Raw genomic sequence first — 26,530 nt, 5'->3', positions numbered from 1 at the left:
TGTTTGCGCGGTATTCGCCCGGTTGAACGGACAAGGGAAGGAGTACTCCGGAGGGCCGGGCTACTAGCGTTGCTTCGGGCGCTCCCAATGCTTCAGGTCGGGTGCGGTGACGCCCTCAATGATGCCGAGCTTTCGCCCCCGGGTATCGACGCGGGTGAGCGTCACCGACATGTCGTCGTGCCGTCCGGTGGCCGGCGACTGAGGGGACAGGAGCAGGGCGCCGTCGTCGATCCCGGTGAGCCACTGGTCGGTGGCGAAGGATGCTGGAGCGGCGGACGTGTCGGTCAGGGAGTAGACGGTGACCGTCCCCTTCCCGTCCCCGGCCGGGTAGTAGGTCCGGGCGGTCTCCACGGCCAGGGCGTCGTTGGTCAGCACCTGTCCCAGGACGAGCCCCGAGACCTCCACGGTGCGGACCGTCTTCCCGGTGGCGGCGTCGAGGACGAGGACGTGGGTGCGCTGAGCGGCGACGTCGAGCGGGTTGCGGTCCTCATCCGAGTCATGAAGCACGGGCCTCATCTGCGGTGGACGCAGGACGAGCGAGACATAGTCGCCATCGGGGCTGACGACGGCGTAGCCGGCCGGCCGCCAGGCGAGGAGGTCGTGGGCAACGTCCTGGGCAGAGCTGCCGTCGTCGTCGAGCCAGTTGACGACGGCCGGCTTGATCTCACGCGCCCACAGCACCGAGCCGTCTGCGCCGCGGTACCTGGCGACGATGGAGCCGTTCGCCCCCGACCGGTCCTGTCTGCCGCGTTGCGCCTTCTCCTTCTCCGTCAGCTCTGGGGCGGAGACGTGGAGGAAGTCCTCGCCGATGGGTGTGGAGTAGTAGTCGGTGCTGGTGGGAGTCTCCGAGACGCGCTCCTTGACCTGCGAGGCGCTCAGGGCGGTGGACTCCACCTGCGGCAGCTGCGAGGGGCTCGGGCTGCAGGCGCTCATGGCCCCCGCGAACAGGACTGCCGCAGCCAGGGCTGAGCCGATGATGCGCCGGCGACGGAGGTGAGGGCGTGTGCTGGTCATGACGAGGCTCCTGAGATGCCGAAGGTGCGGAAGGAGTGGGAGCCCTTGTCCGGGCCGGTGGCCATGATGACGAGGGTCGTGCCCGGCGTGCTCAGGGTGGTGAGCAGCGGATTCGACGACGGCGACGGATCCTCGATGGTCCACACGTGCCGAGTCCCGGGCGGGTAGTAGGTGGAGCCTGCGGGCACGTCCACCGTCGTCGGGGTGCGCTCCCCACTGCTGACGCTCAGGACGCCGCCACCACCGGACTCGGCGCGGGCGAGACCGGCGTAGGACAGGATCCCCGCCTCCTGCGCCGAGTGGGAGACGGTCCGGGTCTGCGGGTCGAAGATCGCGGCGACGGCTGTGTTGCCCTCGAAGTACTTGGGGGACTGCGGCGCATCGCGTACCGAGTCGCCCTTTGCCCGTCGAGGCAGCGTCGTCAGCGTACCCGTGGCGCGCGAGGCTGCGCTGTTGGTTCCGGAGGTCAGGCCCAGGTCGTAGGTGGTGGTGTCGGCACCGGCGACGCCGGCCATGGCGTCAAGGTTGACGGCCTGCGCCGCCCAGCCCGTGGGGGAGGTCTGGAAATCGATCGGCGTGGGAGTCTGCGTGAAGGCGGCCACCCACCCGTTGTTGATGTCCGGCTTGCCCCAACCGTTGGTGACCAGTGGGGCGCTCTCACGGCGCGTGGCGGGGGAGGTGTCCGACATGAGTGTGTAGGTCGCATACGGTCCGCGCCAGTCTGGTTCTCCCTCGGGACTGCGCGGTACGCCCCCGAGGAGGAAGGTGGAATGACCCGCCGTGCCCCAGTAGGGCCGGATGCCAGGTCCGGTGGAGACCTCCTCCTCGTCGATGGACCACAGTCGGGAGCCGTCGGTGAGCGAGTAGCCGGTGGCGCCGTTGAGCAGGACGGAGTCGGTGAGCTGGAGGACGCCTTCCTGCATGAAGCCCTCGTAGGTGACGCGCCCGGTCACCGTATCGAGGACCACCACCAGGGGGTCGACGCTCATGCCCTCCGGCTGCTCGCCGTCGGTGGCATCGAGGGTCACCGCGAGGTGACGGCGGTCCGGGCTCGGGTGGCTGCGGATGAAGCGCGCGTGCTTGCGCGGATAGGTCCACCGGGTCGAGCCGTCGGCGGGATTGAGGCCGACGACGCCGTCGCTGCTCAGGACGACTGGCCCGGCAGCACCGGCCACCACGTCCATCATGCCGTGGATGTCCTGCGACCAGGCCGCCGTCGAGGCGAAGGACCGGGGCAGTGCCGGAAGCGCAGAGGTGTCGATGCTCGCAGCGGTTGACGGCGTGACCCGGCTCGCGATCAGGTGCGGGACCGTGGCCGCTGTCCCGAGGGCGAGCGGCGGAATGACGATGAGAATGACCGCGCCGAGGACGGAGCGCCACGAGGGCCGGGGCAGCCGAATCCTCCGCAGGCCTCCCAGCCGCGCCCTCAGGTGCCGCTTCTGCGGCGGCGGGAAGTAGGTGGCCCGGGCGGCACGAACCAGGAGATCGGTCGCCGCCAGCAGGCCCAGACCCAGCGCCCCCACCGCCAGCTTCAGCAGCTGGTCGATACTGACCGAGGTACTGCGCAGCTGGGCGTGCCACAGGCGCAGAAGGACGATGGTGAAGCCGCCCGAGAACACCAGCAAGCACAGCGGTTGGAAGAGGACGGTCTTCCTGATGAGCGCTCGCGGTGAAGTGGGATAGCTCTTCAAGGCAGAACGCGCGGTCTCTCTCCACTTGAAGTAGCCGGCGATCCATATGAGCACGGCCAGGCCGCCAACGAAGCCTCCGACCGACTTCATCGCGTCACCGGGATCCCCCATCCCGCTCTGGTAGACGAGGAACAGCACGACCATCGCCCCGACCGCTAGGAGCCAGCCGAGGCGCAGGGCCCGCAGAGCCCGCAGCATCGTGAGGATGCGTCGCGGAGGATCGGGCACCGAGCCGTCTGAGGCGCCAACGGAGTCAGCGGCCTCTGCGGTCTCTGCGGCCTCTACGGACTCCGCAGACTCCGCGGACTCGGCCGAGCCGGTGGGTGCAGGGGACTCGTTGTCCTGGGACTGGTCACTGTGCTGATCGGTCATCGTGCTGTCTTCCGTGCCGCTACTTGCTGGTGAACTGCTCGAGGTTCTCGGTGTGGGGGTGGCCGTCGTCGTCGGCGCTGAGCCAGAAGACCGGGGTGGAGGTCGTCTCCCCGCTCGCGTCAGTGCTCGTCCGGCTGACCACCAGCCCGGGTCCGGTGGGGACTCCCCGGTCTTGGATGATCGTTCCGGTGACGTCCACGCTGCTTCCCGTGGAGACATTGACGACCTTACGCGTCAGGCCCTGCAGGGCGGCGTTGAGAGAGGCCGGTTTCTCCTTCTTGCCCGTCGCCGCGTGGTTGGCTGAAGCATTGACGGCTGCCGGGTCACTGACCTGCGTCACCCAGCCGCCTGGGTGCACGGCCTCAACACCCTTGATGGTTGCGCGGACCTTCCCGGAGGTATCCACCTGGGTGACCGTCGATGCGCCGGAGTCGCTTGTCGGGTAAGGCGGCTGCGGTGACAGCAGCAGCGAGTCGGCTCCGGCCCCCGCGAGCCACTGATCGGTGGCGAAAGACGTGGGTGGGGAGGACGGGTCGTCCAGCCCGAAGACATGGACCTGGCCTTCCCCCGTACCTCCGGGGAAGTAGTCGTTGGCGGTCTCCACGGCCAGAGAGCCGTTCGTCAGACCCTGCCCCAGGATCACTCCGTTGAGCTCCTCCGTGCGCACCACGGCGCCGCTGGTGGCGTCCAGGACGACGACGTAGGACTCCTGCTCGGCGAGCCTCTCCTCGAGCTGCCCGTGATGCGGGGTAAGGATGAGGGAGATGCGGCGCCCGTCGGGGCTGACGACGATCTCTCCGCTGGTACGGGACCGCAGCAGGTATGAGACGTTCTGCTGCGGGGCCTCTGTAACCTCCAGCGCATTGAGCGAGGCACCCGGCGGCGTGATCGTCACCGCCCACTTCAGGGCGCCGTCTGATCGGTTCCGGCTGACGAGGGTGGTTCCCACGGGCGTGCGATATTTCTTCTCCCAGTTGATGAGCACCGTGATGGTGCTGTTGTGAGCGGGAAGCGTTGGGAACTCGATGTCCGGGCCCGTGGTGGCGTCGGCCTCTATGCTCGTGACCTGCTCGGCGCTGAGCGCAGTGGCCTTGACGGTGACCTCCTGTGTGGCCTGGTCCGGGGCTGAGGTCAGCTGACCGGCGCAGGCGCTCAACGGGAGGGACAGCAGTGCTGCGGCAAGGAGCAGCCGGGGGGATCGACGTCGACGGTGCCCAGGCGCCGCGGACGTGCGATGGGGGTACCGGGCGGCTTGCTGGCTCATGACGATGCTCCTACCAGTGGCTCTGTCAACTTCGATTGGCCCCATGGTGATGGTCTGTTCTGGCCCCATGTCTACCCGGAGACCGGCTTGACCGAATCTTCACATTCCCTTGCCCCGACCTTGGTGTGGGGCTTCGAGGCTTGTGGCTATGACCTCGAACGAGAACTCTTCCCGTACCGTGCCGCTGGTTGCCCTGGGTGTCGGCACCATCGCAGCTGCCGCCCTGGCCCTGGCCGCCCCTGACCTGACCTCCGGGTCGGGGATGGAGGGCATGCCGATGACCCACTACATGGGGCTGTTGGCCGTGCGTCAGCCGTGGAACCTGCTGTTGTTCATGGCGCTTCCGGTCGTGCTGGCCGAGACGCTCGCGATCACCGAGTTGGTGATGCTGTTGGCTCGTCGGGGTGAGCGTCCGGCGCCGGGATGGGTGACGAAGGTGGGCCACTGGGCCGGGTTGCTGGCCGGGCCGGTGTGGGTGTTCATCGGCCTGCACCTGCTTATCACTGCCGTGGTTCCGCTGACGGTCAATGGTGGCTGGCGTGGCCCCGCGGACGTGATCGCTGTCCTGTCGTACCTGGCCGGTGGCGTGCCGATGCTGGTGATCAGCCTGCTGGAGGCCGAGCTCTTGGGCCGCGACGAGACCGGGCGCCTGCGCCTGCACGTGGCGATGGTGGCGGTGTTCCTGGTGGTGGCCCACGTCGCGATGATCTTCGGCATGCTCGACCCTGCCGTCATGGGCTATTCGCCGAAGGCGCCGGCCTCGGTGCAGCACGACATGGGCGGCATGTCCGGCATGAACCACGACATGGGTGGCATGACGGACATGGACCACTCGACGATGATGCCCAGCTCCGCCCCGTCGAATTGATCCCCGGCCGGGTCCGTGGTGAGGTGGTGTCATGAACAGCGCTTCTGTTGCGGTTGTACCGAGTGTCCTGGTCGTCGACGACGAGCGGGTGCTGTCGGGCACGGTGAAGAACTACCTCGAGCGGGCCGGCATGTCGGCCCAGACCTGCGGGGACGGGCTGGCCGCGCTTGACCTTGTCCGGGCCACGGCCCCCGACGTGGTGGTGCTGGACCTGGGCCTGCCGGGCATGGACGGGGTGGAGGTGTGCCGCCAGCTGCGCACCTTCAGCGACTGCTACGTGTTGATGCTCACGGCCCGCGCCGACGAGGTCGACAAGCTGATCGGGTTGTCGGTCGGCGCGGACGACTACATGACCAAACCGTTCAGCCCGCGTGAGCTGGTGGCTCGCATCCAGGTGCTGCTGAGACGCCCCCGCGCCGGAAGTACGGGCGCCACGGCCGCGGTGGTGCACCGCATCGGCGCCCTCACCCTGGACCCGTCGTCGCGTCGGGTGGAGCTCGACGCGTCACCGGTGGAGCTGACCCGTACCGAGTTCGACCTGTTGCAGGCCCTGGCGGAACACCCCGGCTGGGTGCTGAACCGCCGCCAGCTCACCGACGCCGTGTGGGGCGAGGACTGGGTCGGCGACGACCACCTGGTCGACGTGCACATCGCGCACCTGCGCAAGAAGCTCGGTGACGACCCCTCCCAGCCCCGGTTCGTGCAGACGGTGCGCGGCGTCGGCTACCGGATGGGCCAAGGGCAGTGATGCCGCGCAATCCGCGCGGCAGTTGGGGACGCCGACTGCTGTGGACCCAGATGGCCGTGGTGGCGGCGATGGCCGCCACCATGGTGCTGACGGCACTGCTGGTCGGCCCGGCATGGTTCCGGATGCACATGCTCGAAGCCGGCCACGCCCAGCCCGATGTCGTCGAGCACGCTCAGCAGGCCTTCCACGACGCGGGCCTGGTGTCACTGGCCGTGGGTCTGGGCACCGCGATGCTCGCCGCCCTCGGGGTCGCCACCGTCCTCAACCGGAACCTGTCGCGCGGGGTCGAAGCCCTCGTGGACGGCGCCCAACATGTCGCCGCCGGACACTACGACCAACCCGTCATGATGACCTCGGCCAGCCCCGAGCTGGCCCAGGTCGCTGACGCCTTTAACCACATGGCCAGCCAAATCGCCTCCACGGAGCAGACCCGACGACGCATGCTCACCGACCTGGGCCATGAGCTGCGCACCCCGCTGGCCGCCACCCAGGTCACCCTCGAAGGACTGCAGGACGGTGTGGTCGACTTCACCCCCGCAAACGTCGAGATCCTGCTTCGGCAGAACCAGCGGCTGGCCGCCCTGGCCGCCGACATCTCTGAGGTCTCCCGCGCCGAGGAAGGCCGCATCCCACTGTCGCTGAGCCACCAGGACCTCGACCAGATCGTGACGGCCAGCGTCGCCGCAGCCCGGCACGCCTACGACGCCGCCGGGGTGACGCTGCACGCCCAGACCGTTCCCGGCCTGCGCGTCGACGTGGATGCCGCTCGCATCGGGCAAGTCCTGGACAACCTGCTGCGCAACGCCCTGCAACACACGGTGGGCGGCAACCGGGTCGAGGTCGCGATGAGACACGAGCACGACCGGGCCGTGGTCCGCGTCACCGACAACGGCGTCGGCATCCCCACCGAGGCCCTTACCCACGTCTTCGAACGCTTCTACCGCGTCGAGGACACCCGCACTCGCGACGTCGACGGTGGAACCGGTGTCGGCCTGGCGATCTCCAGGGCCATTGCCCGCGCCCACGGCGGTGACCTGACGGCCCACAGCGACGGCCCCGGCCACGGCGCAACCTTCGCGCTGACCCTGCCCACCGTGACTTCTTGACCAGATCTTGACCAACCCCTGCCGGGGGCTTCATCCGGGCCCGACAGGCTCAAGGACATGAACACACTTTCCCGCCGCCACGTGCTGTTCACCGGTCTCGGCCTGGCCTCGGCAGGGGCCTTGAGCGCCTGCGGCGCCAAGAGCACCCCGGCCGCAGCACCCGCCGCGCCGAACTCCCCATTGACGATCCCCAGCCAGACCCCGCTGGTCGCAGCCCCCGGCACGAAGACCGTCAACCACGTCCTCACGCCCCGGCCGGTCACCCTCGATCTGGGCGGCGTCACGGCCAGGACTTGGGCCTACGACGAGACCCTCGACGCCCCCGTCCTGCGGGCCCGCGCCGGAGACCTGCTGCAGGTCCGCGTCGAGAACAAGCTTCCCACCAGCACCTCCGTCCACTGGCACGGCATCGCGCTGCGGCAGCCAAGCGACGGCGTGCCCGGCGTCACCCAGCAACCCATCGAGGCCGGCAGCAGCTTCACCTACCAGTTCGTCGCCCCCGACCCCGGCACCTACTTCTTCCACCCCCACACCGGGGTGCAGATCGACCGCGGCCTGTACCGGCCGCTGGTCATCGACGACCCCGCTGAACCCGGCCGCTACGACCACGAGTGGATCATCACCCTCGACGACTGGGCCGATGGCGTGGGCACCTCACCCGATGACATCCTCGCCGCGTTCAAGGCCCAGAACGGCACCGTGTCCAGCGGCATGAACCACGACATGGGCGGCATGGACCACGGCATGTCACCCTTGGGTGACGCCGGGGACGTCACCTACCCCCACTACCTCGTCAACGGCCGCGTCCCCGCCGCGCCCCGCACCCTGACCGCCAAGCCCGGGCAGAAGGTACGACTGCGCGTCGTCAACGCCTCCTCCGACACCATCTTCAAGCTCGCCCTGCAGGGCCATCGACTCACCGTCACCCACACCGACGGGTTCCCTGTGACCCCCACCCAGGCCAGCGCCGTCTACCTCGCGATGGGAGAACGACTGGATGCGACCATCACCCTCGGCGACGGCGTGTTCGTGCTGCAGGCCGCGCCCGAGGGCAAGAAGGGCACCCCGGCCCGCGCCATCGTGCGCACCGGCTCCGGCAACGTCCCGGCCCCGGACACCCGCATCGCAGAACTCGACGGCAAGGCCCTGCTGACCACCCAGCTCAAGCCCGCCGACAGCGCCCGACTGCCCGACCGCAAGCCCGACACCACCCTCGACTTGGCACTCAACGGCCAGATGAAGCCCTACGCGTGGGGCCTCAACGGCAAACGCTTCGGCGAGGACACCCCACTGGCGCTCAGCCGCGGCCAGCGCGTGCGGCTGCGGATGACGAACATGACGATGATGGCCCACCCCATGCACATCCACGGCCACACTTGGGCCCTGCCCGGCAGCGACGGGCTGCGCAAGGACACCGTCCTGATCCGCCCCATGGAGACCGTCGAGGCCGACCTGCAGGCCGACAACCCCGGCACCTGGATGCTGCACTGCCACAACATCTACCACGCCGAACTCGGCATGATGACGACCCTGCGCTACTGACATCTCCCGGCCGATGTCGGCCACCCACGCCTGCCCTGATGGCGCGGCTGCCCCCTTGCGGCAGCCTCACCATCGCCGTCTGCAGAGCTTGACCAGACCTTCACCAAACCTCGCGAGCTCATTGACCTCGCCCCGTCACCGTGGAAGTGGAAGAAAAACCCCTTCCCCGAGCAGACAAGGACACGCCATGTACACGAGCCCCGACCAGGCCCCCAGCTCCTTCGGCGAGGCCCCCCGCCAGCCCCTGACCGGCCCAATGACCGACCAGGACCCCACCAGCACCACCCACCAGCACGGCAACTCCCACCAGCACGGCAAGTCCCACCACTGGATGCACCTGCTGATGTGCGCACCGATGCTGCTCGTGGTCGCCGGCTACCTGTGGGCCGGACGTGCCAGCCTCGCCGCCGGCGGTGTCCTGGCCGCCCTCGTGCCCGCCATCAGCTGCATGCTCATGATGTGGCTGATGATGCGCATGATGGACCACGGATCCCAGCACTGACCACCGCCCGCCATCCACCGGCAGCACCGTCTCGAGGAGCAACCCATGAACCACCCGGCAGCCACCGCCACCCACGACCACACCACCCGCTACACGTGCCCGATGCACCCCGAGGTGACCAGCGACCAGCCCGGCCGCTGCCCCGAGTGCGGCATGTTCCTCGTCGATGCCGACGCTGCACCCGCCACCCATCAGCACGGACACGGCCGCCAGAACGGACATGCCCAGCAGCACGACACCCACGACAAGGGCACGTGGCTCTGCCCGATGCACCCCGAGGTGACCAGCGACCACCCGGGACGCTGCCCCAAGTGCGGGATGTTCCTGCAACCCGCCGACGGTGGGGACGCGGCGGCCGCACAGCACCACGACCACCAGCACCCCACCGGCGAGCCGGCGGTGGTGGCCGGTGCGGTTGCTGCAGGGGACTGGACCTGCCCGATGCACCCCGAGGTCCGCAGCGACGGCCCCGGTGACTGCCCGATCTGTGGCATGGCGCTGGAGCGGGTCTCGGCCGGGCTCGACGACGGCCCGAACCAGGAGCTCGTCGACATGCGTCGCCGGTTCTGGGTGGCGGCGGTGCTGAGCGTGCCGCTGGTGGCGATGGTGATGGTTCCCATGGTGCTGGGGCGTGCGCTGCCCGGCAGCGTCGCGCCGTGGCTCGAGCTGGCCCTGTCGACGCCGGTGGTGTGGTGGGCTGGGTGGCCGTTCTTCGTGCGCGGCGCGAAGTCGGTGGTCAGCCGTCACCTGAACATGTTCACCCTGGTGTCGTTGGGTGTCGGTGCCGCGTGGCTGTACAGCGTGGTCGCGGTGCTGGCGCCGGGGTTGTTCCCGTCCGGGATGCGGGCGATGGACGGCCGGGTCGGCACCTACTTCGAGGCCGCGGCAGTCATCATCACCCTGGTGCTGCTCGGCCAGGTCCTCGAGCTGCGGGCCCGCGACCAGACCTCCGGTGCGATCCGCACCCTGCTCGACCTGTCACCGGCCACCGCGCACCGCATCGGGGCCGACGGCACCGAGACCGACGTGCCGGCCGCCGAGCTGCAGCTGGGCGATCGGTGCCGGGTGCGGCCGGGCGAGAAGGTGCCGGCCGACGGCACCGTGGTCGATGGTCACGCGTATGTGGACGAGTCGATGATCACCGGCGAGCCGGTTCCGGTCGACAAGAGCCCCGGTGACCGGGTCATCGGCGGCACGATCATCCAGGGCGGCAGCCTGGTGGTGGAAGCCACTGGCCTGGGCGCCGACTCGACCCTGGCCCGGATCGTCGACCTGGTCTCCCAGGCGCAGCGGTCCCGTGCTCCGATCCAGGGACTGGTCGACAAGATCTCGGCGGTGTTCGTGCCGGTCGTGATCGCCGTCGCCCTGGCCACCTTCGGGTTGTGGCTGGCGATCGGGCCGCAGCCGCGGCTGCCGTTCGCGATCGTGGCCGCCGTCAGCGTGCTGATCATCGCCTGCCCGTGTGCGCTGGGTCTGGCCACGCCAATGTCGATCATGGTCGGGGTCGGGCGCGGCGCCAGCGAGGGCGTGCTGGTCAAGAACGCCGAGGCCCTCGAACGACTGCAGAAGGTCGACACCGTCGTCGTCGACAAGACCGGTACCCTCACCCAGGGCCGCCCCAGCCTGGTCGACCAGCAGGGCGTCGACGGCCACGAGGATGCCCGGACACTGCTGCTCGCCGCGGCTGTGGAGGCCGGCTCCGAACACCCCCTCGCCAGGGCGGTGGTCGATGCTGCCCGCCAGACGGGACGCACGGTGCCGGCGGCCAGCGATTTCGCCGCCCACCCGGGTGGCGGTGTCAGCGCCACCGTCGACGGTCAGCACGTGCTCGTCGGCAGCCCCGCCTTCCTGGGCAGCCAGCACGTCGACACCCATGCCCTGGACGCCGTGGTGGAGGCCTACCGTCGCCGTGGCGCGACCGCGATCGTCGTGGCCGTCGACGGCAGGCCCGCCAGTGTGCTGGCCATCGCCGACCCGCTCAAGGCGACCACCGCCGGCGCGATCGAGGACCTGCGTCGGCGCGGGATGAAGGTCGTCATGCTCACCGGCGACAATGCCACCACCGCCCGGGCCATCGCCAACGAGCTGCGCATCGACCAGGTCGTCGCCGACGTCCTGCCCGACCAGAAGCACGGCCACGTGCAGGCCCTGCAGGCCCAGGGCCACACGGTCGTTATGGCCGGCGACGGCGTCAACGACGCCCCCGCCCTCGCCGTGGCCGACGTGGGTGTGGCCATGGGCACCGGCACCGACGTGGCCATCGAGAGCGCCGACGTGACCCTGCTCGGCGGTGACCTGGCCGCCCTGGTCAAGGCCCGCGACCTGTCGGTCGACACGATGCGCAACATCCGCCAGAACCTGGTCTTCGCGTTCGTGTACAACGTGTTCGGTATCCCGCTGGCCGCCGGCGCCCTCTACCCGGCCTTTGGCTGGCTGCTGTCGCCCGTCATCGCGGCCGCCGCCATGGCCCTCAGCTCGGTCAGCGTGATCACCAACTCGCTGCGGTTGCGCCGTCACCGCTGACCCCAAGAGCCCAGCCGGTCGTTGTTCACCCCATCACAGATGCCCGGGCTCGGGTGTGGGCGAGGCGGTAGGAGTTTGTGCCGGTTTCGATGATGGTGGCGTTGTAGGTGAGGCGGTCGACGATTGCTGCGCACAGGCGGGGGTCGGTGAAGGTGTCGGTCCAGGCGGAGAAGGACTGGTTGGAGGCGATCGCGATGGCGTTCTTCTCCTCTCGTTCGGTGAGGACCTGGAACAGCAATTCGGCGCCTCGCCGGTCGAGTTCCAGGTAGCCGAGCTCGTCAATCACGAGGAGGTCGACGCGGCCGTAGCGGTTGATGGTCTTGGTGAGTTGTTTCTCGTCGGCGGCTTCGACGAGCTCGTTCACGAGCCGGGTGGCGAGGGTGTATCGGACGCGGTAGCCCTGCTCGGCGGCGGCGGTGCCGAGCGCGATGAGCAGGTGGGACTTGCCGGTGCCGGAGCCCCCGATCAGGCACAGCGGGTCGCCGCGGCGGATCCAGTCGCCGGTGGCGAGCTCGTTGATGGTGGCCGGGTTGATGTTGGGGTTCGCGGTGAAGTCGAAGTCGGCGAGCCATTTCTCGCGGGGGAAGCCGGCGCTCTTGATGCGACGCAGGGTGGAGCGGCGGTCGCGGTCGTCGACCTCGGCCAGGAGGAGTTCGGCGAGGAAGCCCTGGTAGGTGAGTTGTTCCTTGGTGGCGGCCGTCACGGCGTCGTCGACGACGGTGCGGATCGTGGGCAGCCGAAGCCGGCGGCAGGCTTGGTCGATCGCGGCCTGCGCGGCTTGCTCGGTGAGGCCCTGACGACGGCGAAGGCTCTCGGGACGGCTGGTGCTGGTGGTGGTCATGGGGTTCCTGTCGGGGTGTGGTGGTGAGTCTCGGCGGGGGCCGGGGCGGGATCGGGTTGGCGTCGGCACAGGAGTTCGTCGTAGGCGGTGACGGTGGGCAGGGGCCGGGTGTCTTCGGGCAGGTGCGCGATGACCTGGTGCGGGTTGGTGGGGCGTCGGGGTGGCAGGTTCACGACCGTCCCGCCCCTGGTCTGGCTGGCTGGGGCGGGTGTGTGGGTGGTGGCATGGCGGCGGGCTTCGACGGCGACGACGTCGGGGCTGATCGCGCCCACCGACAGGGCCGAGGTGATGCCGGCGATCACCGCGTCGGACGGGAGGGATCGGTGGAGCAGGAGCACGTCGATCAACGCTTGGGTCCCGGCCACGTCGCCGCTGGTCTTGCGGGCCGCGGCCCAGAACGCGTCGTGGGCCGCGGTGAATGCTCCGGCGGCGCGGGCCTGCGCGAGGGCGGTGGAGCCGGGGAACGCGCCGGGCTTGTGCCGCAGCACTTCGAGGTAGTGGTCCAGCTCGACCCGGGTCACGCCACGGGTGCCGAGGCGAGGGTGGGTGGCGAGGACGGTGCGGCCCTCGAACACGACCACGCACGAGGCCCGCAGGGACACGCGGACGCGTTGGCCGATGAGGTGCGCGGGGACGGAGTACTTGACCATGCGGACGGTGATCAGGGCGGAGCGGTCGACGCGGGGGTGGAGGATCAGGCCGGGGTCGAAGTCGTCGGCCGGCAACGGTGCCAGGTGGGGCAGCTCGGCGTGGTGGTCCTGCCCGATCGTGTTGGCGTGGCCGGTGATGCGGCGGGTGTTGTCGTCGTGCTCCCAGGCGCGGATCTTGTCGTTGAGTTCGTCCAGGGTCGCGACTTCGGGCATGGGGGTGAGGTGGTTGCGGCGGAACCATCCGACCTCGCCCTCGACGCCGCCTTTCTCGTGGGCGCCGTCGATGCCGGGCTGGCAGTAGAACGCGTCGAAGCCGTAGTGGGAGCGGAACAGCACTCAGCGTTCGTTCTCGTCGCGTAGCCGGTCGCCGCCGTGGATGACCTGGATGACGGCGGAGGTGAGGTTGTCGTAGCGGATGTGGCGGGTGGGGATGCCGCCCAGGGCGTGGAAGGCCTCGATGTGTCCTTCGAGGAAGGCCTCCTGTCCGCCGGTCGGGTAGACGCGGTGGATGGCCTTGCCGGAGTGGGACAGGCGGTAGACGAACATGTGGCACTTGGTCTTGACACCGTCCAGGATGACGTAGACCTCGCCGAAGTCGACCTCGGCCTCCGCGCCGGGGGCGTGGTCCTGCGGCACCATCGCCTCCACCCGGCGCCCGGCCTCCAGATCGATCTGCGCGCGCCTGACCCGGACGTAGTCCCGCACCGTGGAGTAGGACAGGTCGGTGGCGCCGTGCTCGTCGCGCAGCCGGGCCAGGATCCTGGTCGCGGTATGGCGCTGCTTGCGCGGCGCGGTCAGGTCATAGGTGAGCATCTCGTCGATCGCCGGCTTGTACGGGTCCAGGCGCGGTGCTGTGCGGACCGGTTTCTTGCGGGGTGGGGGTTCGGCTGCGGCGAGTGCCTGGCGGACGGTGCGGCGGTGGACTCCGTGTTTGCGGGCGAGCTCGCGGATGGACAGGCCATCGACTCGCGCGTCGTGGCGGATGTCGGCCTACAGCTGCACTCGTGATCCCATCTTGGCTCCCTTGCCCTCGCGACTGGTTCCCAGTGATGGGGACCAGCGTGAAGGGGTGGGGCCAGTTCAGACCGTCAACACCCCGGCAAGTCGCACGCGGGGCCAGATCAGGCCGTCACAACGGGGCCGAACCAAGCTGTCACAACCATGCCAGTCCGTAGAGACGAAGGCGTGTGCCGGTGGGCTGGCTCTCATAGGTGGGGCGTAGAAGGACGACCGTGACGCCCGGCGCGCTGAGTGCGCTAATACCGCCGTTACCTCCTGGTTCATTGACGAGGAAGTCGTCAAGGCCGGCGTTGGGACCGGCTGCTCCTGGAACGAAGGAGACTGTGCCTTTCTCCAGGGGGATGGAGGTGGCTTTCGACTTGTCTCCCGACTGAAGGCTGATGTGTCCCTGTCCGTCGTCGGCGCGGGTGACGCCGACGGCGGTGACGAGCCCCGGGTCCTGGGGGGCTGCCAGCACAGCACGAGTCCTGGGGTTGAAGGTGGTGGCGACGGTGGACTGGTCCTTCCAGGTATCGGGAAAGCGACTCTCGTTCGGTTCGACTGGGTCGGGTGCGGTCTCCGGCAGGACGGCCAGCCTCCCGGAGAGGTGGGACGCCATTGGGGCGATGCCGAGGGTCTGGCCCAGGTCGTAGGTGGGGGTGTCGGCGCCGGGCACCTTCGCCAGGGCGTCAAGGGAGACGGCCTGGGCGCGGTGGGCCTTCGAGTAGTCCCACTCGGACCCAGTGGACTCGTCCTTCGTGGCGTCGGGGTAGGTGACTGTCCAGCCCTCGACGATGAGCGGCTCCAGGTTGGCGAAGGCGGCCGGAACGTCCCTGACGACTCCGCGGGGGTTGGTATCCGGGACGAGCGTGAAACGGCCGATCCCGTTGAGGCTACCGGGGGCTTTCTCCTCGAGAATGAGGCTGGCGTGGCCCGCTGTACCTGTGTACTGGTGGTCCTCCTCGGAGAGATCGAGGTCGACGTCGCTCAGCCGCCACAGGACGGAGTCGTCAGCCAGCGAGTAGATGGTGCTGCCGGCCAGGAGCACGGAGTCGGTGAGCTGGACGGCCTTGCCGTCGTGGAGGTGCTCGTTGGTGACCCATCCGGTCACGGTGTCCAGGACGATGGTGAGGGCCGATTCCAGACCGTAATCGTCGTCGGAGCTCTTGCCCTGGAACTCCCTCTCCCCGAGCGTCAGGGCGACGTGGCGCCTGTCCGGGCTGGTGATGAGGCAGGGACGCTCACCAAGGACGCCGTTGACACGTCCCCCGTACTGGGCGAACTTCTTGCCTTGGCGGTGGTAGTCCCAGCGGATCTTCCCGGTGGAGGGATCCAGGCTGATGAGGCTGTCGTCGGTGAGGACGAGGGGTCCAGCGGCCCCTGCGTTCACGTCCAGCGCGGCGGGGATGTCGTGGGTCCAGGTTGCCTGAGACGGGAAGGAGGTCGGGTAGGCGGGCAAGGTGGCGGGCGCGGCCACAGGGGTCGGGCAGGACCGGTCCCAGTTGTGGGCGAGGTAGGCGCTTGCGCTGAGCACGAGGGACGGGGCCAGGAGGATCGCCACCAGAACGATGCGTGAGCTCCAGGAGCCGGTGCCCCGGAGGTGGGCGGGTAGAAGGCGTGAGAGACGAGCCGACCTGTCACGCAGCCGTGAACGGAGCGAGGAGGCCTGTGCGACCTCGGGGAAGAAGGAGCGGGTGACGCGCAGAAGGAGGTCGAAGGCGAAGAAGGCACCCAGCCCCAGGGCCGCCATCGCGAAGGCGAGCAGCTCGCCGGCGCTGGCATCCAGCGTCATGAAGATGCCGTGCCACAGGCGCAGCGCCTCTCCGGCACTGAGCAGGCCGCAGGCGGCCACCCCGGCAACGGGCAGGAGCCGCTTGATGATGCGCCAGCATGCCCTCGCCCGATGCCGCCAGTCGACCCAGTACTCGGCCGGCTCCTCCCAGGCGAGAATGCCGATCCCCCACAGGACGAGCGCCGTGACCAGCGGCGCGAGACCGAGGTAGAGGAGCACCCAGCGCATCGTCAGATCAGTGCGCCACGCCAGGTAGAGGCCGGCCGCTACGAGGACGGTGAGCAGGGCGCCGACCTTCAACGCCCAGAAGAGGCCCTCGAACCGCCGCGACCAGACACGTCGGCGCTCCTGGGCCGTGCGAGGGCGCCGACGGCGGGCAAGGGCTGATAGCGAGGAGTAGGGATTCTCTGAGGTGAGGGGAGTGGGAGCCGCGAGAGGCTCCGCGTCCTCGCCTGTGGGCTGATCGGTCATCGTGCTGTCTTCCGTGCCGCTACTTGCTGGTGAACTGCTCGAGGTTCTCGGTGTGGGGGTGGCCGTCGTCGTCGGCGCTGAGCCAGGAGACCGGCACCGACGGCGAGCTCTGCTTGTCGGGATCGGTTCTCCTCATCACGAGAAGCCCTGGACCAGTGGGCGGCCCTGTCTCCTGGGCGTGCTCGCCGTTGAGGTCGGTGGCGGCACCGGTGTCGACATCGACCACCTCTCGTGCTGCCTGCGCAGACGCCTCGCCGTCCTCGCCGTCTGGGGCGGGCTCCTTGTACCTCTCGACCCAGCCGCCGCGGTAGACCTTGTCTGCACGTGTGATGGTGCCGAGTTTCTGGCCGCCGGTGCTGATGCGGGGCAGGTTGAAGGGGCCGCAGAAGCTGCTGCACATCTTGTGGTGCACTGGCTGCGGTGACAGGAGCAGTGAGTCCTGCCCGGCTCCCACGAGCCACTGATCGGTGGGAGTCGTGGTGGGGGAGGTGGACGGCTCTGTCAGTGAGAAGACGCTGATGCGTCCCTTGCCTGTTCCCGCGGGATAGTCGGCGTCGGCGGGAGAAGTCACGGGAGGCATGATCTCTATTGTGGCGGGCCGCCCCGGATCGTGCGGCAGAATTGCGGGCAGTTCTTACCCTGCCGCTAGAATGGCCCCGCCTCAAGGTGCCCGTGGACGTGCCGACGCCGTCCCTGCCGCCGCGGTCGTACCTTATGCCGCGCGGTCGAGGGTTAAGGGTGCGACCGCGAGACCTAACCTACGACCGCGCGGCGCTTCATCACGACGAGGCCTGGCGGGTCTCTCGATCGGCGCGCATGCGCTCGAGCTCCTCCGGAATCAGCGGTCCCTGGGTGGGTCCCCGGGGGCCCGTCCTGATGGGGTATGGGTGTCCATGGTGCTGACATCAACCCCGCATCGGTGCTGCACGCCGAAGAAAGACCGCAGGATTTCAACGATTCCCTCTGGGTGCTTCGACGGCAGGCTCGGTAGTGTCGGCGCTGTGGACACCGGGCCGCGCAGGAGCGAGAGTCCGTGGGTCTTGCCGCAGAGCCCGGCACCTTTCTCACAGGTCCTCCTGCACCGCTCCCTTGCCCGCCGTCTACGCAGGGTCCCGGTGGTCATGGTTGGACGCAGGTTCCGCTTTGAGTCTCGCCTCGAGTAAGCCTGCTCCACGAGGGTCGGGATCCACTGGCCAAGGGTTGTGTCTACTGCACGAAGGCCCCACCTACCCGAAGTACCCCCAACCCTCCTCCAGTAGCGCCCCATCCTCGTGCAGTGCATCCAGGTGACGCCGGCAGCCACCGCACTGACCGGGTCAGCCCCTCTGGCAGGCTGAAGCAGCAGCTCTCCCGTCCGGCAGGCGCGCCGACGCTGTCCCTGCCGCCGCGGTCGTACCTTATGCCGCGCGGTCGAGGGTTAAGGGTGCGACCGCGAGACGTAACCTACGACCGCGGCCGGTGGGGCGGGGCGCCGGGAGGCGGGGCGCCGGGAGGCGGGCCGACCCTGCGCCGCACATCTTGAGCCGACCCGGCTCAAGGCTTACTCACGCCTACCGCGAACAGGGGCATGGCCCGGGCGTCGGCCTGGTTAGCCTTGTCAGCACGTGCTCTCAGCGCCATCTCTCCGCGGCGCTGCGACATCCCTCGCCACCACCGGACGAGAGGTCCCGCACTGAGCGCGTGCCGAGGAGGAATTACTGATGTTTGAACGCTTTACCGACCGCGCCCGCCGCGTCGTCGTGCTCGCGCAGGACGAGGCGCGGGCCCTGAACCACAACTACATCGGCACCGAGCACCTCCTTCTCGGCCTCATCCACGAGGGCGAGGGAGTGGCCGCCAAGGCCCTGGAGTCCATGGACATCTCCCTGGATGCCGTGCGCAGCCAGGTCATTGAGATCATCGGCGAGGGGCAGTCCGCCCCCACCGGCCACATCCCCTTCACGCCGCGCGGCAAGAAGGTCTTCGAGCTCTCCATGCGCGAGGCCCTCCAGCTCGGCCACAACTACATCGGCACCGAGCACCTGCTCCTCGGCCTGCTGCGCGAGGGCGAGGGCGTGGCCGCCCAGGTCCTGACCAACCTCGGCGGGGACCTGTCCAGCGTGCGCCAGACCGTCATGCAGATGCTCTCGGGCTACGAGGGCAAGGAGACCGTCAACGCCGGCGGCCCCTCCAAGGAGGGCACGCCCTCGGGCAGCGCCATCCTGGACCAGTTCGGCCGCAACCTCACCGCCGCCGCCCGCGAGGGCAAGCTGGACCCGGTCATCGGCCGCAAGAAGGAGATGGAGAGGGTCATGCAGGTCCTCTCCCGGCGCACCAAGAACAACCCCGTCCTCATCGGGGAGCCGGGCGTGGGCAAGACCGCCGTCGTCGAGGGCCTGAGCCAGGCCATCGTCCACGGCGACGTCCCCGAGACCCTGCGCGACAAGCAGCTCTACTCCCTGGACATGGGCTCACTCGTGGCCGGCTCGCGCTACCGCGGTGACTTCGAGGAGCGCCTCAAGAAGGTCCTCAAGGAGGTGCGCACCCGCGGCGACATCGTCCTGTTCATCGACGAGATCCACACCCTCGTCGGTGCCGGCGCCGCCGAGGGCGCCGTCGACGCCGCCTCCATCCTCAAGCCCATGCTGGCCCGCGGCGAGCTCCAGACCATCGGGGCCACCACCTTGGACGAGTACCGCAAGATCGAGAAGGACGCCGCCCTGGAGCGCCGCTTCCAGCCGGTGACCGTGGACCAGCCCAGCATCGAGGAGACCATCGGGATCCTCACCGGCCTGCGTGACCGCTACGAGGCCTTCCACCGCATCGTCATCACCGACGAGGCCATTGAGGCCGCCGCCAAGCTCGCCGACCGCTACATCAACGACCGCTTCCTGCCGGACAAGGCCATCGACCTGGTCGATGAGGCCGGCGCCCGCCTGCGCATCCGCCGCATGACGGCTCCGCCCGAGCTGCGCGAGATCGACGAGCAGATCGCCCAGGTCAAGCGGGAGAAGGAGTCGGCCATCGACGACCAGGACTTCGAGCGCGCCGCCTCCCTGCGCGACGACGAGCGCCGCCTGGCCGACGAGCGCGCCGCCAAGGAGAAGGCCTGGAAGTCCGGGGACCTCGACCAGGTCGCCGAGGTCGACGAGGCGCTCATCGCCGAGGTCCTGGCCATGTCCACCGGCATCCCGGTGGTCAAGCTGACCGAGGCCGAGTCCGCCAAGCTCCTCAACATGGAGGCCGAGCTCCACAAGCGCATCATCGGCCAGAACAAGGCCATCGAGGCCCTGTCGAAGTCGATCCGCCGCACCCGCGCCGGCCTGAAGGACCCCAAGCGCCCCGGCGGCTCCTTCATCTTCGCCGGCCCCACCGGCGTCGGAAAGACCGAGCTGGCCAAGGCCCTGGCGGAGTTCCTGTTCGACGACGAGGACGCCCTCATCCAGCTCGACATGTCCGAGTTCGCCGAGAAGCACACGGTCTCGCGGCTCTTCGGCGCCCCTCCCGGCTACGTCGGCTACGACGAGGGCGGCCAGCTCACCGAGAAGGTGCGCCGCCGGCCCTTCTCCGTGGTCCTGTTCGACGAGGTCGAGAAGGCCCACCCGGACATCTTCAACTCCCTGCTGCAGATCCTGGAGGACGGGCACCTCTCCGACGCCCAGGGCCGCGTGGTCGACTTCAAGAACACCGTCATCATCATGACCACCAACCTCGGCTCCAAGGACATCGGAAAGTCGGTGGCCACCGGCTTCCAGTCCACCGAGTCCGGCGCCATGGACTACGAGGAGATGAAGGCTCACGTCAACCGCGAGCTCAAGCAGCAGTTCCGGCCCGAGTTCCTCAACCGTGTTGATGACCTCATCGTCTTCCCACAGCTGACCAAGGAGGAGGTGCGCCAGATCGTCGACCTCATGATCGTGCGCCTCGACAAGCGCCTGGCCGAGCAGCAGATGACCATCGAGCTGACCGAGGCCGCCAAGGACCTCCTGGCCGAGCGCGGCTTCGACCCGGTGCTCGGCGCCCGTCCGCTGCGCCGCGCCATCCAGCGCGACATCGAGGACGCCCTGAGCGAGAAGATCCTCTTCGGCGAGCTCGAGCGGGGTCAGAAGGTCATCGTCGACGCCGAGGGCGAGTCCATCCTGGGTGAGTTCATCTTCCGCGGTGAGCCCTGGGAGCAGGGCGAGGCCGAGGTCGCCGCACTGCGTGAGGCCGAGGATGCCGCGGCCGGCGGCGGGGGCGGGGCCTCCGGCCCGCTGCGCATCTCCACTCCGCCCATCAGTCGCGGCGGCGGCGCCTCGCCGGCTGCCGAGCCCGGGCGCTGACCTCGCCGGGTTCTGCCCGGTCCAGTTCCCTTATCAGTTCCATACGATGGGCCGCAACCCCGCTGGGGTTGCGGCCCATCGTCGTCGCCGCGCGTCGGGGCCCTCAGGCTGCAAGACGCGTTGGCGCGAACCGTGGAGTAGGTGGTGGGGCCGCCTTGCCCCCATGCTCATTTTTCCAGGTGGAGACCATGATTGTGGACGCAGGAGTGTGCGGGGTGAAGCGTGCGGCTGCGAATATGCACGGGCCTCGTAGTCGCCTGAACTGCGGAGCAAGCACATGAAAAGTGAGTGACGCCTGAATGCAGTAAGAGAATATTCTGAGAGTTTGGCTTGACCGTCTCATGTCTGTCCTCTGCCCGATACAGTGGAGTGACGATCCGTCGAAAGTCGTCCCTCGGACATGGCCGATCGGTGTCGTCACCCCGCCCCGCGCGGGGCCGTCTCAACCGCTATCGCCCCTACTCGTCCTCACTGTCCGTACCTGTCCGCCCTCATTCAGACTGCCGCGACACCCCTCGGTCGCGGCGCCGGAATGTCCGGCTCGGATCGCCCGTGCGTGCTCACGCATTCTTGGTGCCGCTACTCCCATGACCCAACTCAGATACGAACCGCGACATTTCCACCAGCACCGTTTTCCGCGCCTGCGGACCGCTAACGCTGCTGCGACCTTGAGCGTCCTCGGCGTGGTGGCGGCGGTGCTGCCCTGGGTCGGCTGGCCGAAGCAGGTCACCGTCGGCGTTCTGGTCCTCACGGTCCTCATCGGCCTGGGGCTGGTCACGGCTCCGCCCACCCGCGCGCTCAAGCGCGGCGGCATTGCCCCGGGGGCCCGCTGGCACTGGGGTGCGGCAATGCTCCTGGGCATGTCCCCGGCGATCCTGCTGGGCCTGAGCTTCCCCGTCGTCTCCCAGAAGATGGCCGCCAGTACGGTGAGCGGCACCGGCCTGCCGGTCATCGTCCTGAGCGTGTCAGTGGCCGTGCCCTGGCTCAGCCAGATCATCGGCACCCCCGTCTACCGGCTCCTGGGCGACTCCATCGGCCGTGGCCCGCGGGCGGTCCTGGAGCGCTACTGCTCCATCTGGCCGGCGCTGTTCCTGTGGGCGCTCCTGCCCACGGCGCTGGAGATCCTCGTCGTGGCCGCCGTGACCGGCTGGAACCTGCACGTCCTGGGTGTCCACACCGCCCTGCTCCTCCTGCACGTCGTCTTCGTCCAGTCGCTCATCGTCGCCGACGTCGCCGGACGCCGCCGCCTGTGGTCGGTGGGCTGGCTCTGCTACGCCGTCGCACTCGTCGCCGAGCCGACCTGGTGGTACCTGCCCCCGCTGGTCGGGGCCCTCAGCCAGCTCCTGTCCATGGGGCGCAGCCTGGGAAGGATCCTGCGGCCCCGCGGGGTCGCCACCGGCATCCTCGTGCAGGACATGCTGCGCGGTGCGATCCTGGGAGGAGTGCTGTGGTCGGACAAGTTCTTCCTCTTCCTGGGCGCCGGTCGTGACTTCGACGTGGCGCTGGTCTACCTGTGCCTCCAGCCCGCCGTCGTCGCCTACTGCTACTACTTCGCGGTCACCGCACCCCGGGTCAACACCGAGATCGCCCTGTTCCAGACGGTTCTCAAGCGTGAGGGCATGGCCAGTCTGCGCGAGCGCGGACGCACGCTGCGTCGGCTGCTGGACGCCAGCCTCATTCGCGCCTGCATCGTGGGGGTCGCCGGCGTCATCGTCGTCGTGTGCTCCATGGCGCTCATGTCCACCGAGCAGGTCCCGCTGGTCCTCGAGGTGTGCCTCGCCTCGACCCTGTTCACGGTGCTGACGCTCCTGAGCTACGAGATCGACCACATCGGCGACTCGACCACCGCTCTGCTCCTGTCCGGCATCCACGTGGCGATCGCCGCGGCCCTGCTGCTCAAGGTGGCCGACGCCGCCGCCTACCTGCCGCTGGCCGGCGTCGACCTGCTGCTGTGCGCGTTGGGGCTGCTGCTCTACCGCAAGCGGTGGGCCGCACCCGAGTACTCGTTCTTCTGGGGAAAGGCCATGTCCTGGTGAGCTCGTCATCCTCCTTCCGCGCCCGCCTGGAGAGTCTTCCGCTGCGCTACTCGGCTCCCGCCGGCGGCTACGCCCCGATGCCCAGTCCCGACGACGCCCCTGGCATCGGCGACCGGGGCGAGGAGGCCGGCCCCAGGATCAAGGTCGGCCCCGACGGATACGGCGTCGTCGTCACCACCGGCGGTGCCCTGAGCGGGCCCTCGGCCGCCACCCCCTCCGCAGGCTCGCCCGCCGTCCCATCCACTGACCCGCCCGCCACCGAACCGGTTGCCGAGCCGGCCTCGGCCTCGGCCTCCACTCCTGAGATCCCGGCCGCGCCGATCTACGGCGTCGTCCAGACCCCGGCGCCGGCCGGCTACGGAGTGGTCCAGCCCCGCCCCAAGAGCCCGGAGCCGAGCTCCCCGCAGAGCTCCGACGTCCTCGACTCCCCGATCTTCGGCGCGGTGAGCTCGGCCGCGCCGGCTGCCTCGGGTGCCTCGGCCTCCTCACCCGTGGAGCCGGCCGCCCCCCGCTCCACCGCGTCGGAGCCATTCGTTGACGCCGAAGCCCCTGCCGTCCCTGCTGCCCCCTCCACCTGGGCCTCCGACGCCGCTGCAGCCGGAGCGCCCTCTGAGCCCTCCATGCCCCCGGTGCACGGCGATTCCTCGGTCCCCGCCGAGCCGGCCCGGCAGGAGGCGGATCGGCCGAAGCCCTCAGCCCCCGCCGAGCCGGCCCCGCAGGAGTCCGTCCTCCCACAGCCCGACCAGCCCGAGCCCCAGCAGACCCCCGCACCCACCGCCATCGCCTGGGAGTCCGTGGCCTCGGCCGCCTCCCACGCCGCCGCCATCCCCCTGTCCCAGCAGCAGGCCGCCCAGGAGGAGGCCGAGGACGAGGAGGCCCCCGCCAGCGCGGCCGAGCTGCTCCCGCCCCCCGAGGAGCCGGAGCCCGAGCCCGATGAGCAGGTCCTGCCCGACGGCGTCCCCGAGGACGGCGTCTACGTGGACGTCGACGTCGCCATCGTCATGGAGTCCACCTACCCTTACCTCAAGGGCGGGGTCTCCGCGGTGGTCCACGACATCATCACCGGCAACCCGGACCTCACCTTCGGGATCATCCACATCACCTGGGACTCCCACTCGCCGCTCAAGGACCTCTACGGCATGCCGGACAACGTCGCCTGGGTGAAGGTCCTCTACCTGTCCATGGAGGAGCACCAGGAGGACTTCCTGCGCGCCCGCCCGCGCGACCTGCGCATGAACCGCCGCCAGCGCCGCGAGCTGTCCCGGCGCATCCTGGGGGCCCTGCTCGCCCTGGCCCAGGACGGCCAGACCGAGCCGCTGTGGGACCTCATCAGCGAGGGCCTGAGCGCCTCGCGCCGCTACCCGGTCTGGGCGATCCTGGGCACGCGCGAGTTCATGGAGGCCTATCACGACATGATGCCGGACCTGGGGATGTCGATGACCGACATCTTCTGGTGCCTGCGCGACTTCTTCTCCCTGGCCTACGCGGTCCTGGCCGAACCGGTCCCGCGCGCCCAGGTCTACCACGCCCACACCACCGGCTACGCCATGCTGCTGGGCGTCAACGCCGCCCGCGAGCACGGCACCAAGGTGCTGCTGACCGAGCACAACCTCTACGTGCGCGACACCGTCAACACCCTCCTGGAACGCCGGCTGGACCTCAACGTCAGGCTCACCGACTACCGCACCTTCGACGTCACCGGCCGCGAACGCATGTGGATGGCCTGGTGGCTGGAGATGGGGCGCCTGTGCTACCCCTACGCCTACGCCTCCACCTACCTCTACCCGCGGGCCATCACCGAGGCCAATGAGCTCGGCGGTGACTCCGGGCGAGCCATCGTCATCCCCAACGGCATCGTCACCTCGGAGTTCGACGCCTCCTACGCCGCCCGCCTGGCCGCCATCGAGGAGATCAAGAAGGAGGGCGCGGACAAGCACCTGTGGAAGCTGGTGTACATCGCCCGCGTCGTACCCATCAAGGGGCTGCTGGACATGATCGACTCGGTGCGCCTCATGGTGGACCGGGGCCTGAACATCCACCTGGACGTGTGTGGGCCCACCGAGCACATGCCCTCCTACTTCGAGCAGTGCCTCACCCGCATCGTCGAGCAGGGCCTGGAGAGCGTCATCACCATCCGCGGGACCGTCAAGGTCCGTGAGCTCCTGCCTGAGTTCGACCTGTTCGTCCTGCCCAGCTACAACGAGGGCCTGCCGGTCGTCTCCCTGGAGACCATGGGGGCCGGCATCCCCACGGTGAGCACCGACGTCGGCGCCGTGCGCTCCGTCGTCGAGGACTTGATCGTCACCGACGAGGGGGAGACCTGGGACCCCTGCGGCATCATCATCGAGCCCGGTGACCCCGCCGTCATGGCGGACAAGGTCCAGGAGGTCATCAGCGACGTCGATCTCTACGAGCGCCTGAGCCTCAACGCCCGCGGCCGCGTGGAGGCGGCCTACGACCTGGTCAAGGTCAACGCCTCCTACAACAAGATCTACCGTCAGGGCGGTGCCGGCGAGCAGACCGGTACCCGCGCCGACCGAGGAGGAGCATGAGGAGCAGCACCGGCGGCGTCGGCGCCTGGATCCGTTACGGAAACCCGCTCGAGCCCGGGGAGCTGGACTTCGCGATCGCCCACTACCGGGCCGCGATCCTCCAGCCCTGGGAGACCGAGGCAGCAGCCCGCCTCAAGGAGGCGCGACCGGACATGACGGTCCTGGCCTACCGGTGCCTGTCCTCCACGCGAGACTTCGAGCCGGACTCCATGCGCGCCTCCGGGCTGTCCTACCGCGAGGCCCTCCGCCGCGGTTGGCTCGCCAGGCGTGACAACGGCGACCTGGTCGAGTGGAACACCTACCCCGGCCACTTCCAGGCCCGTGTGTGGGACCCCGACTACCGCGCCCGCTGGGTGGAGGAGGTCTGCCAGGCCACCGCTGAGACCGCCTTCGACGGCGTCATGGCGGACAACGACGTCTTCGACGACTACTACGGCCTGGACCTCCCCCTGGACGGAATCGCCGACACCGCCGCCCTGCGCGCCGAGCTGAACATCTTCGTGGACCAGGCCGGTGCCGGCCTCAACGGCGTCGGCAAGATCCTCATCCCCAACGTGGCCGAGGCCCGCCGGGAACCCGGCCGCTGGGAGCGCCACTCGGCCTGGGGTGGTGGCTTCGACGAGTGCTGGCTGGGCTGGGGGGACCATCACCTCTTCGATGAGGCCACGGCCCTGGCCCAGATTCACGAGCTGCGAGGGCCGGGCCTGTCCATCGTGCGCACGCCCGACGGCGGGGGCGGCGGCTCCATGTCCGGTGCCCGCACGTCCCCCGGCCTCTACGGGCTGGCGGCCTTCTGGGTCTTCGGGGGAGGGGAGGGCGCCTACACGGCCACCGGTCACGACGACTACTCCCGCACTGCCTGGTTCCCCGCCCTCGACGCCGACCTGGGGCGCCCGCTGGGACGGCCCCGGAGGACCTCGGGCGCCTGGGTGCGCGAGTTCGAGGGCGGAGTGGCCGCTGTCGCGCTCGGCGAGGAGGGAGGCGGCACCGTGCGTCTCCCGGCGGGCCTCAGGTCACCGGGGCCCACCGGGGACCCGGACGGTGAGGCGCTGGCTCTGGAGGTGCCCCTCAGCGCGCATTGTGGGATGATTGCCCTGCGTGCATGAGTCATGACCCGGTCCGGCTCGTGCGAGATCCGATAATGGGGCTAAAGACCTGTCAAACGTTAGTCATGTTGGGTGGATCATTGACCTGCTTGACTTCCTGAGATCCCCGCCGTCCCGTACAGCGTTCTCTCGGGCAGGAAGCGCGGCGTCCG

At 69.3% G+C, this 26,530-nt stretch carries 16 protein-coding genes and 1 pseudogene; 10 read left to right on the top strand and 7 right to left on the bottom strand.

Annotated features, from left to right (window positions below):
• Nucleotides 1-63: 63 nt before the first annotated feature.
• From HMPREF9058_RS11410 to HMPREF9058_RS11400, 3 genes are read right to left on the bottom strand one after another with little or no spacing between them, the layout of a single operon-like run.
• Nucleotides 64-1,014 (bottom strand): hypothetical protein, encoded by a 951-nt coding sequence (locus HMPREF9058_RS11410; RefSeq protein WP_009407054.1) that lies wholly within the window; start codon nucleotides 1,012-1,014, stop codon nucleotides 64-66.
• On the bottom strand, nucleotides 1,011-3,077 hold the full coding sequence (locus HMPREF9058_RS11405; protein WP_009407202.1) for a hypothetical protein: 2,067 nt from the start codon (nucleotides 3,075-3,077) through the stop codon (nucleotides 1,011-1,013). Before HMPREF9058_RS11405 ends, HMPREF9058_RS11410 begins: the two co-directional genes overlap by 4 nt.
• A 19-nt stretch (nucleotides 3,078-3,096) precedes the next feature.
• Nucleotides 3,097-4,341: a hypothetical protein gene (locus HMPREF9058_RS11400; protein WP_254654140.1), complete on the bottom strand. Its 1,245-nt coding sequence runs from the start codon at nucleotides 4,339-4,341 to the stop codon at nucleotides 3,097-3,099.
• A gap of 148 nt (nucleotides 4,342-4,489) precedes the next feature.
• On the opposite strand from HMPREF9058_RS11400, the gene HMPREF9058_RS11395 reads away from it, so the two are divergent.
• From HMPREF9058_RS11395 to HMPREF9058_RS11370, 6 genes are all read left to right on the top strand, one after another.
• Nucleotides 4,490-5,209: a DUF6803 family protein gene (locus HMPREF9058_RS11395; protein WP_009407066.1), complete on the top strand. Its 720-nt coding sequence runs from the start codon at nucleotides 4,490-4,492 to the stop codon at nucleotides 5,207-5,209.
• Between the two features lie 31 nt (nucleotides 5,210-5,240).
• The gene (locus HMPREF9058_RS11390) at nucleotides 5,241-5,957 is read left to right on the top strand and encodes a response regulator transcription factor (protein ID WP_009407165.1); all 717 of its coding nucleotides are present in this window, start codon (nucleotides 5,241-5,243) and stop codon (nucleotides 5,955-5,957) included.
• A gap of 50 nt (nucleotides 5,958-6,007) precedes the next feature.
• Entirely contained in the window at nucleotides 6,008-7,063 is a 1,056-nt protein-coding gene (locus HMPREF9058_RS11385) for a cell wall metabolism sensor histidine kinase WalK (protein WP_043538224.1), read from the top strand.
• 57 nt (nucleotides 7,064-7,120) lie between these two features.
• A complete protein-coding gene (locus HMPREF9058_RS11380) occupies nucleotides 7,121-8,605 on the top strand; it encodes a multicopper oxidase family protein (protein WP_009747870.1) in 1,485 nt (494 codons plus the stop codon).
• Nucleotides 8,606-8,792: 187 nt separating this feature from the next.
• Entirely contained in the window at nucleotides 8,793-9,107 is a 315-nt protein-coding gene (locus HMPREF9058_RS11375) for a hypothetical protein (protein WP_009747823.1), read from the top strand.
• 45 nt (nucleotides 9,108-9,152) lie between these two features.
• Nucleotides 9,153-11,630: a copper-translocating P-type ATPase gene (locus HMPREF9058_RS11370; protein ID WP_009747740.1), complete on the top strand. Its 2,478-nt coding sequence runs from the start codon at nucleotides 9,153-9,155 to the stop codon at nucleotides 11,628-11,630.
• 25 nt (nucleotides 11,631-11,655) lie between these two features.
• Here the strand turns inward: HMPREF9058_RS11370 and istB are convergent, their stop codons facing one another.
• The 4 genes and pseudogenes from istB to HMPREF9058_RS11350 all read right to left on the bottom strand — a co-directional run bounded on the left by istB (nucleotide 11,656) and on the right by HMPREF9058_RS11350 (nucleotide 16,963).
• Complete coding sequence (gene istB, locus HMPREF9058_RS11365) at nucleotides 11,656-12,471, bottom strand: IS21-like element helper ATPase IstB (RefSeq protein WP_009747804.1); 816 nt, start codon at nucleotides 12,469-12,471, stop codon at nucleotides 11,656-11,658.
• Nucleotides 12,468-14,105: pseudogene (gene istA, locus HMPREF9058_RS11360) on the bottom strand (IS21 family transposase). Before istA ends, istB begins: the two are co-directional and overlap by 4 nt.
• Before the next feature lie 169 nt (nucleotides 14,106-14,274).
• A complete protein-coding gene (locus HMPREF9058_RS11355; RefSeq protein ID WP_009747737.1) occupies nucleotides 14,275-16,383 on the bottom strand; it encodes a hypothetical protein in 2,109 nt (702 codons plus the stop codon).
• Nucleotides 16,384-16,402: 19 nt separating this feature from the next.
• Entirely contained in the window at nucleotides 16,403-16,963 is a 561-nt protein-coding gene (locus HMPREF9058_RS11350; RefSeq protein ID WP_139019028.1) for a hypothetical protein, read from the bottom strand.
• Nucleotides 16,964-18,083: 1,120 nt separating this feature from the next.
• On the opposite strand from HMPREF9058_RS11350, the gene HMPREF9058_RS11345 reads away from it, so the two are divergent.
• From HMPREF9058_RS11345 to HMPREF9058_RS11330, 4 genes are all read left to right on the top strand, one after another.
• A complete protein-coding gene (locus HMPREF9058_RS11345) occupies nucleotides 18,084-20,684 on the top strand; it encodes an ATP-dependent Clp protease ATP-binding subunit (RefSeq protein WP_009407122.1) in 2,601 nt (866 codons plus the stop codon).
• A 668-nt stretch (nucleotides 20,685-21,352) separates the two neighbouring features.
• Entirely contained in the window at nucleotides 21,353-22,720 is a 1,368-nt protein-coding gene (locus tag HMPREF9058_RS11340; protein ID WP_254654138.1) for a hypothetical protein, read from the top strand.
• Nucleotides 22,717-25,272, top strand: a complete 2,556-nt coding sequence (gene pelF, locus HMPREF9058_RS13650; protein WP_009407352.1) for a GT4 family glycosyltransferase PelF — start codon at nucleotides 22,717-22,719, stop codon at nucleotides 25,270-25,272. Before HMPREF9058_RS11340 ends, pelF begins: the two co-directional genes overlap by 4 nt.
• Nucleotides 25,269-26,378: a putative glycoside hydrolase gene (locus HMPREF9058_RS11330; protein ID WP_009407206.1), complete on the top strand. Its 1,110-nt coding sequence runs from the start codon at nucleotides 25,269-25,271 to the stop codon at nucleotides 26,376-26,378. The genes pelF and HMPREF9058_RS11330 overlap by 4 nt, the downstream gene beginning before the upstream one ends.
• The last annotated feature ends 152 nt before the right edge of the window (nucleotides 26,379-26,530 follow it).

The sequence above is a fragment of the Actinomyces sp. oral taxon 175 str. F0384 genome (genome assembly GCF_000223355.1).
Taxonomy (GTDB): Bacteria; Actinomycetota; Actinomycetes; order Actinomycetales; family Actinomycetaceae; genus Actinomyces; species Actinomyces oris.
This window is presented reverse-complemented; position numbering and strand designations above follow the sequence as displayed.

Bases quoted from the DNA above. Each gene is read 5' to 3' on its own strand.
- HMPREF9058_RS11410 (WP_009407054.1), bottom strand. From the start codon at position 1,014: ATGACCAGCACACGCCCTCACCTCCGTCGCCGGCGCATCATCGGCTCA.
- HMPREF9058_RS11405 (WP_009407202.1), bottom strand. From the start codon at position 3,077: ATGACCGATCAGCACAGTGACCAGTCCCAGGACAACGAGTCCCCTGCA.
- HMPREF9058_RS11400 (WP_254654140.1), bottom strand. From the start codon at position 4,341: ATGAGCCAGCAAGCCGCCCGGTACCCCCATCGCACGTCCGCGGCGCCT.
- HMPREF9058_RS11395 (WP_009407066.1), top strand. From the start codon at position 4,490: ATGACCTCGAACGAGAACTCTTCCCGTACCGTGCCGCTGGTTGCCCTG.
- HMPREF9058_RS11390 (WP_009407165.1), top strand. From the start codon at position 5,241: ATGAACAGCGCTTCTGTTGCGGTTGTACCGAGTGTCCTGGTCGTCGAC.
- HMPREF9058_RS11385 (WP_043538224.1), top strand. From the start codon at position 6,008: ATGGCCGTGGTGGCGGCGATGGCCGCCACCATGGTGCTGACGGCACTG.
- HMPREF9058_RS11380 (WP_009747870.1), top strand. From the start codon at position 7,121: ATGAACACACTTTCCCGCCGCCACGTGCTGTTCACCGGTCTCGGCCTG.
- HMPREF9058_RS11375 (WP_009747823.1), top strand. From the start codon at position 8,793: ATGTACACGAGCCCCGACCAGGCCCCCAGCTCCTTCGGCGAGGCCCCC.
- HMPREF9058_RS11370 (WP_009747740.1), top strand. From the start codon at position 9,153: ATGAACCACCCGGCAGCCACCGCCACCCACGACCACACCACCCGCTAC.
- istB (WP_009747804.1), bottom strand. From the start codon at position 12,471: ATGACCACCACCAGCACCAGCCGTCCCGAGAGCCTTCGCCGTCGTCAG.
- HMPREF9058_RS11355 (WP_009747737.1), bottom strand. From the start codon at position 16,383: ATGACCGATCAGCCCACAGGCGAGGACGCGGAGCCTCTCGCGGCTCCC.
- HMPREF9058_RS11350 (WP_139019028.1), bottom strand. From the start codon at position 16,963: ATGCCTCCCGTGACTTCTCCCGCCGACGCCGACTATCCCGCGGGAACA.
- HMPREF9058_RS11345 (WP_009407122.1), top strand. From the start codon at position 18,084: ATGTTTGAACGCTTTACCGACCGCGCCCGCCGCGTCGTCGTGCTCGCG.
- HMPREF9058_RS11330 (WP_009407206.1), top strand. From the start codon at position 25,269: ATGAGGAGCAGCACCGGCGGCGTCGGCGCCTGGATCCGTTACGGAAAC.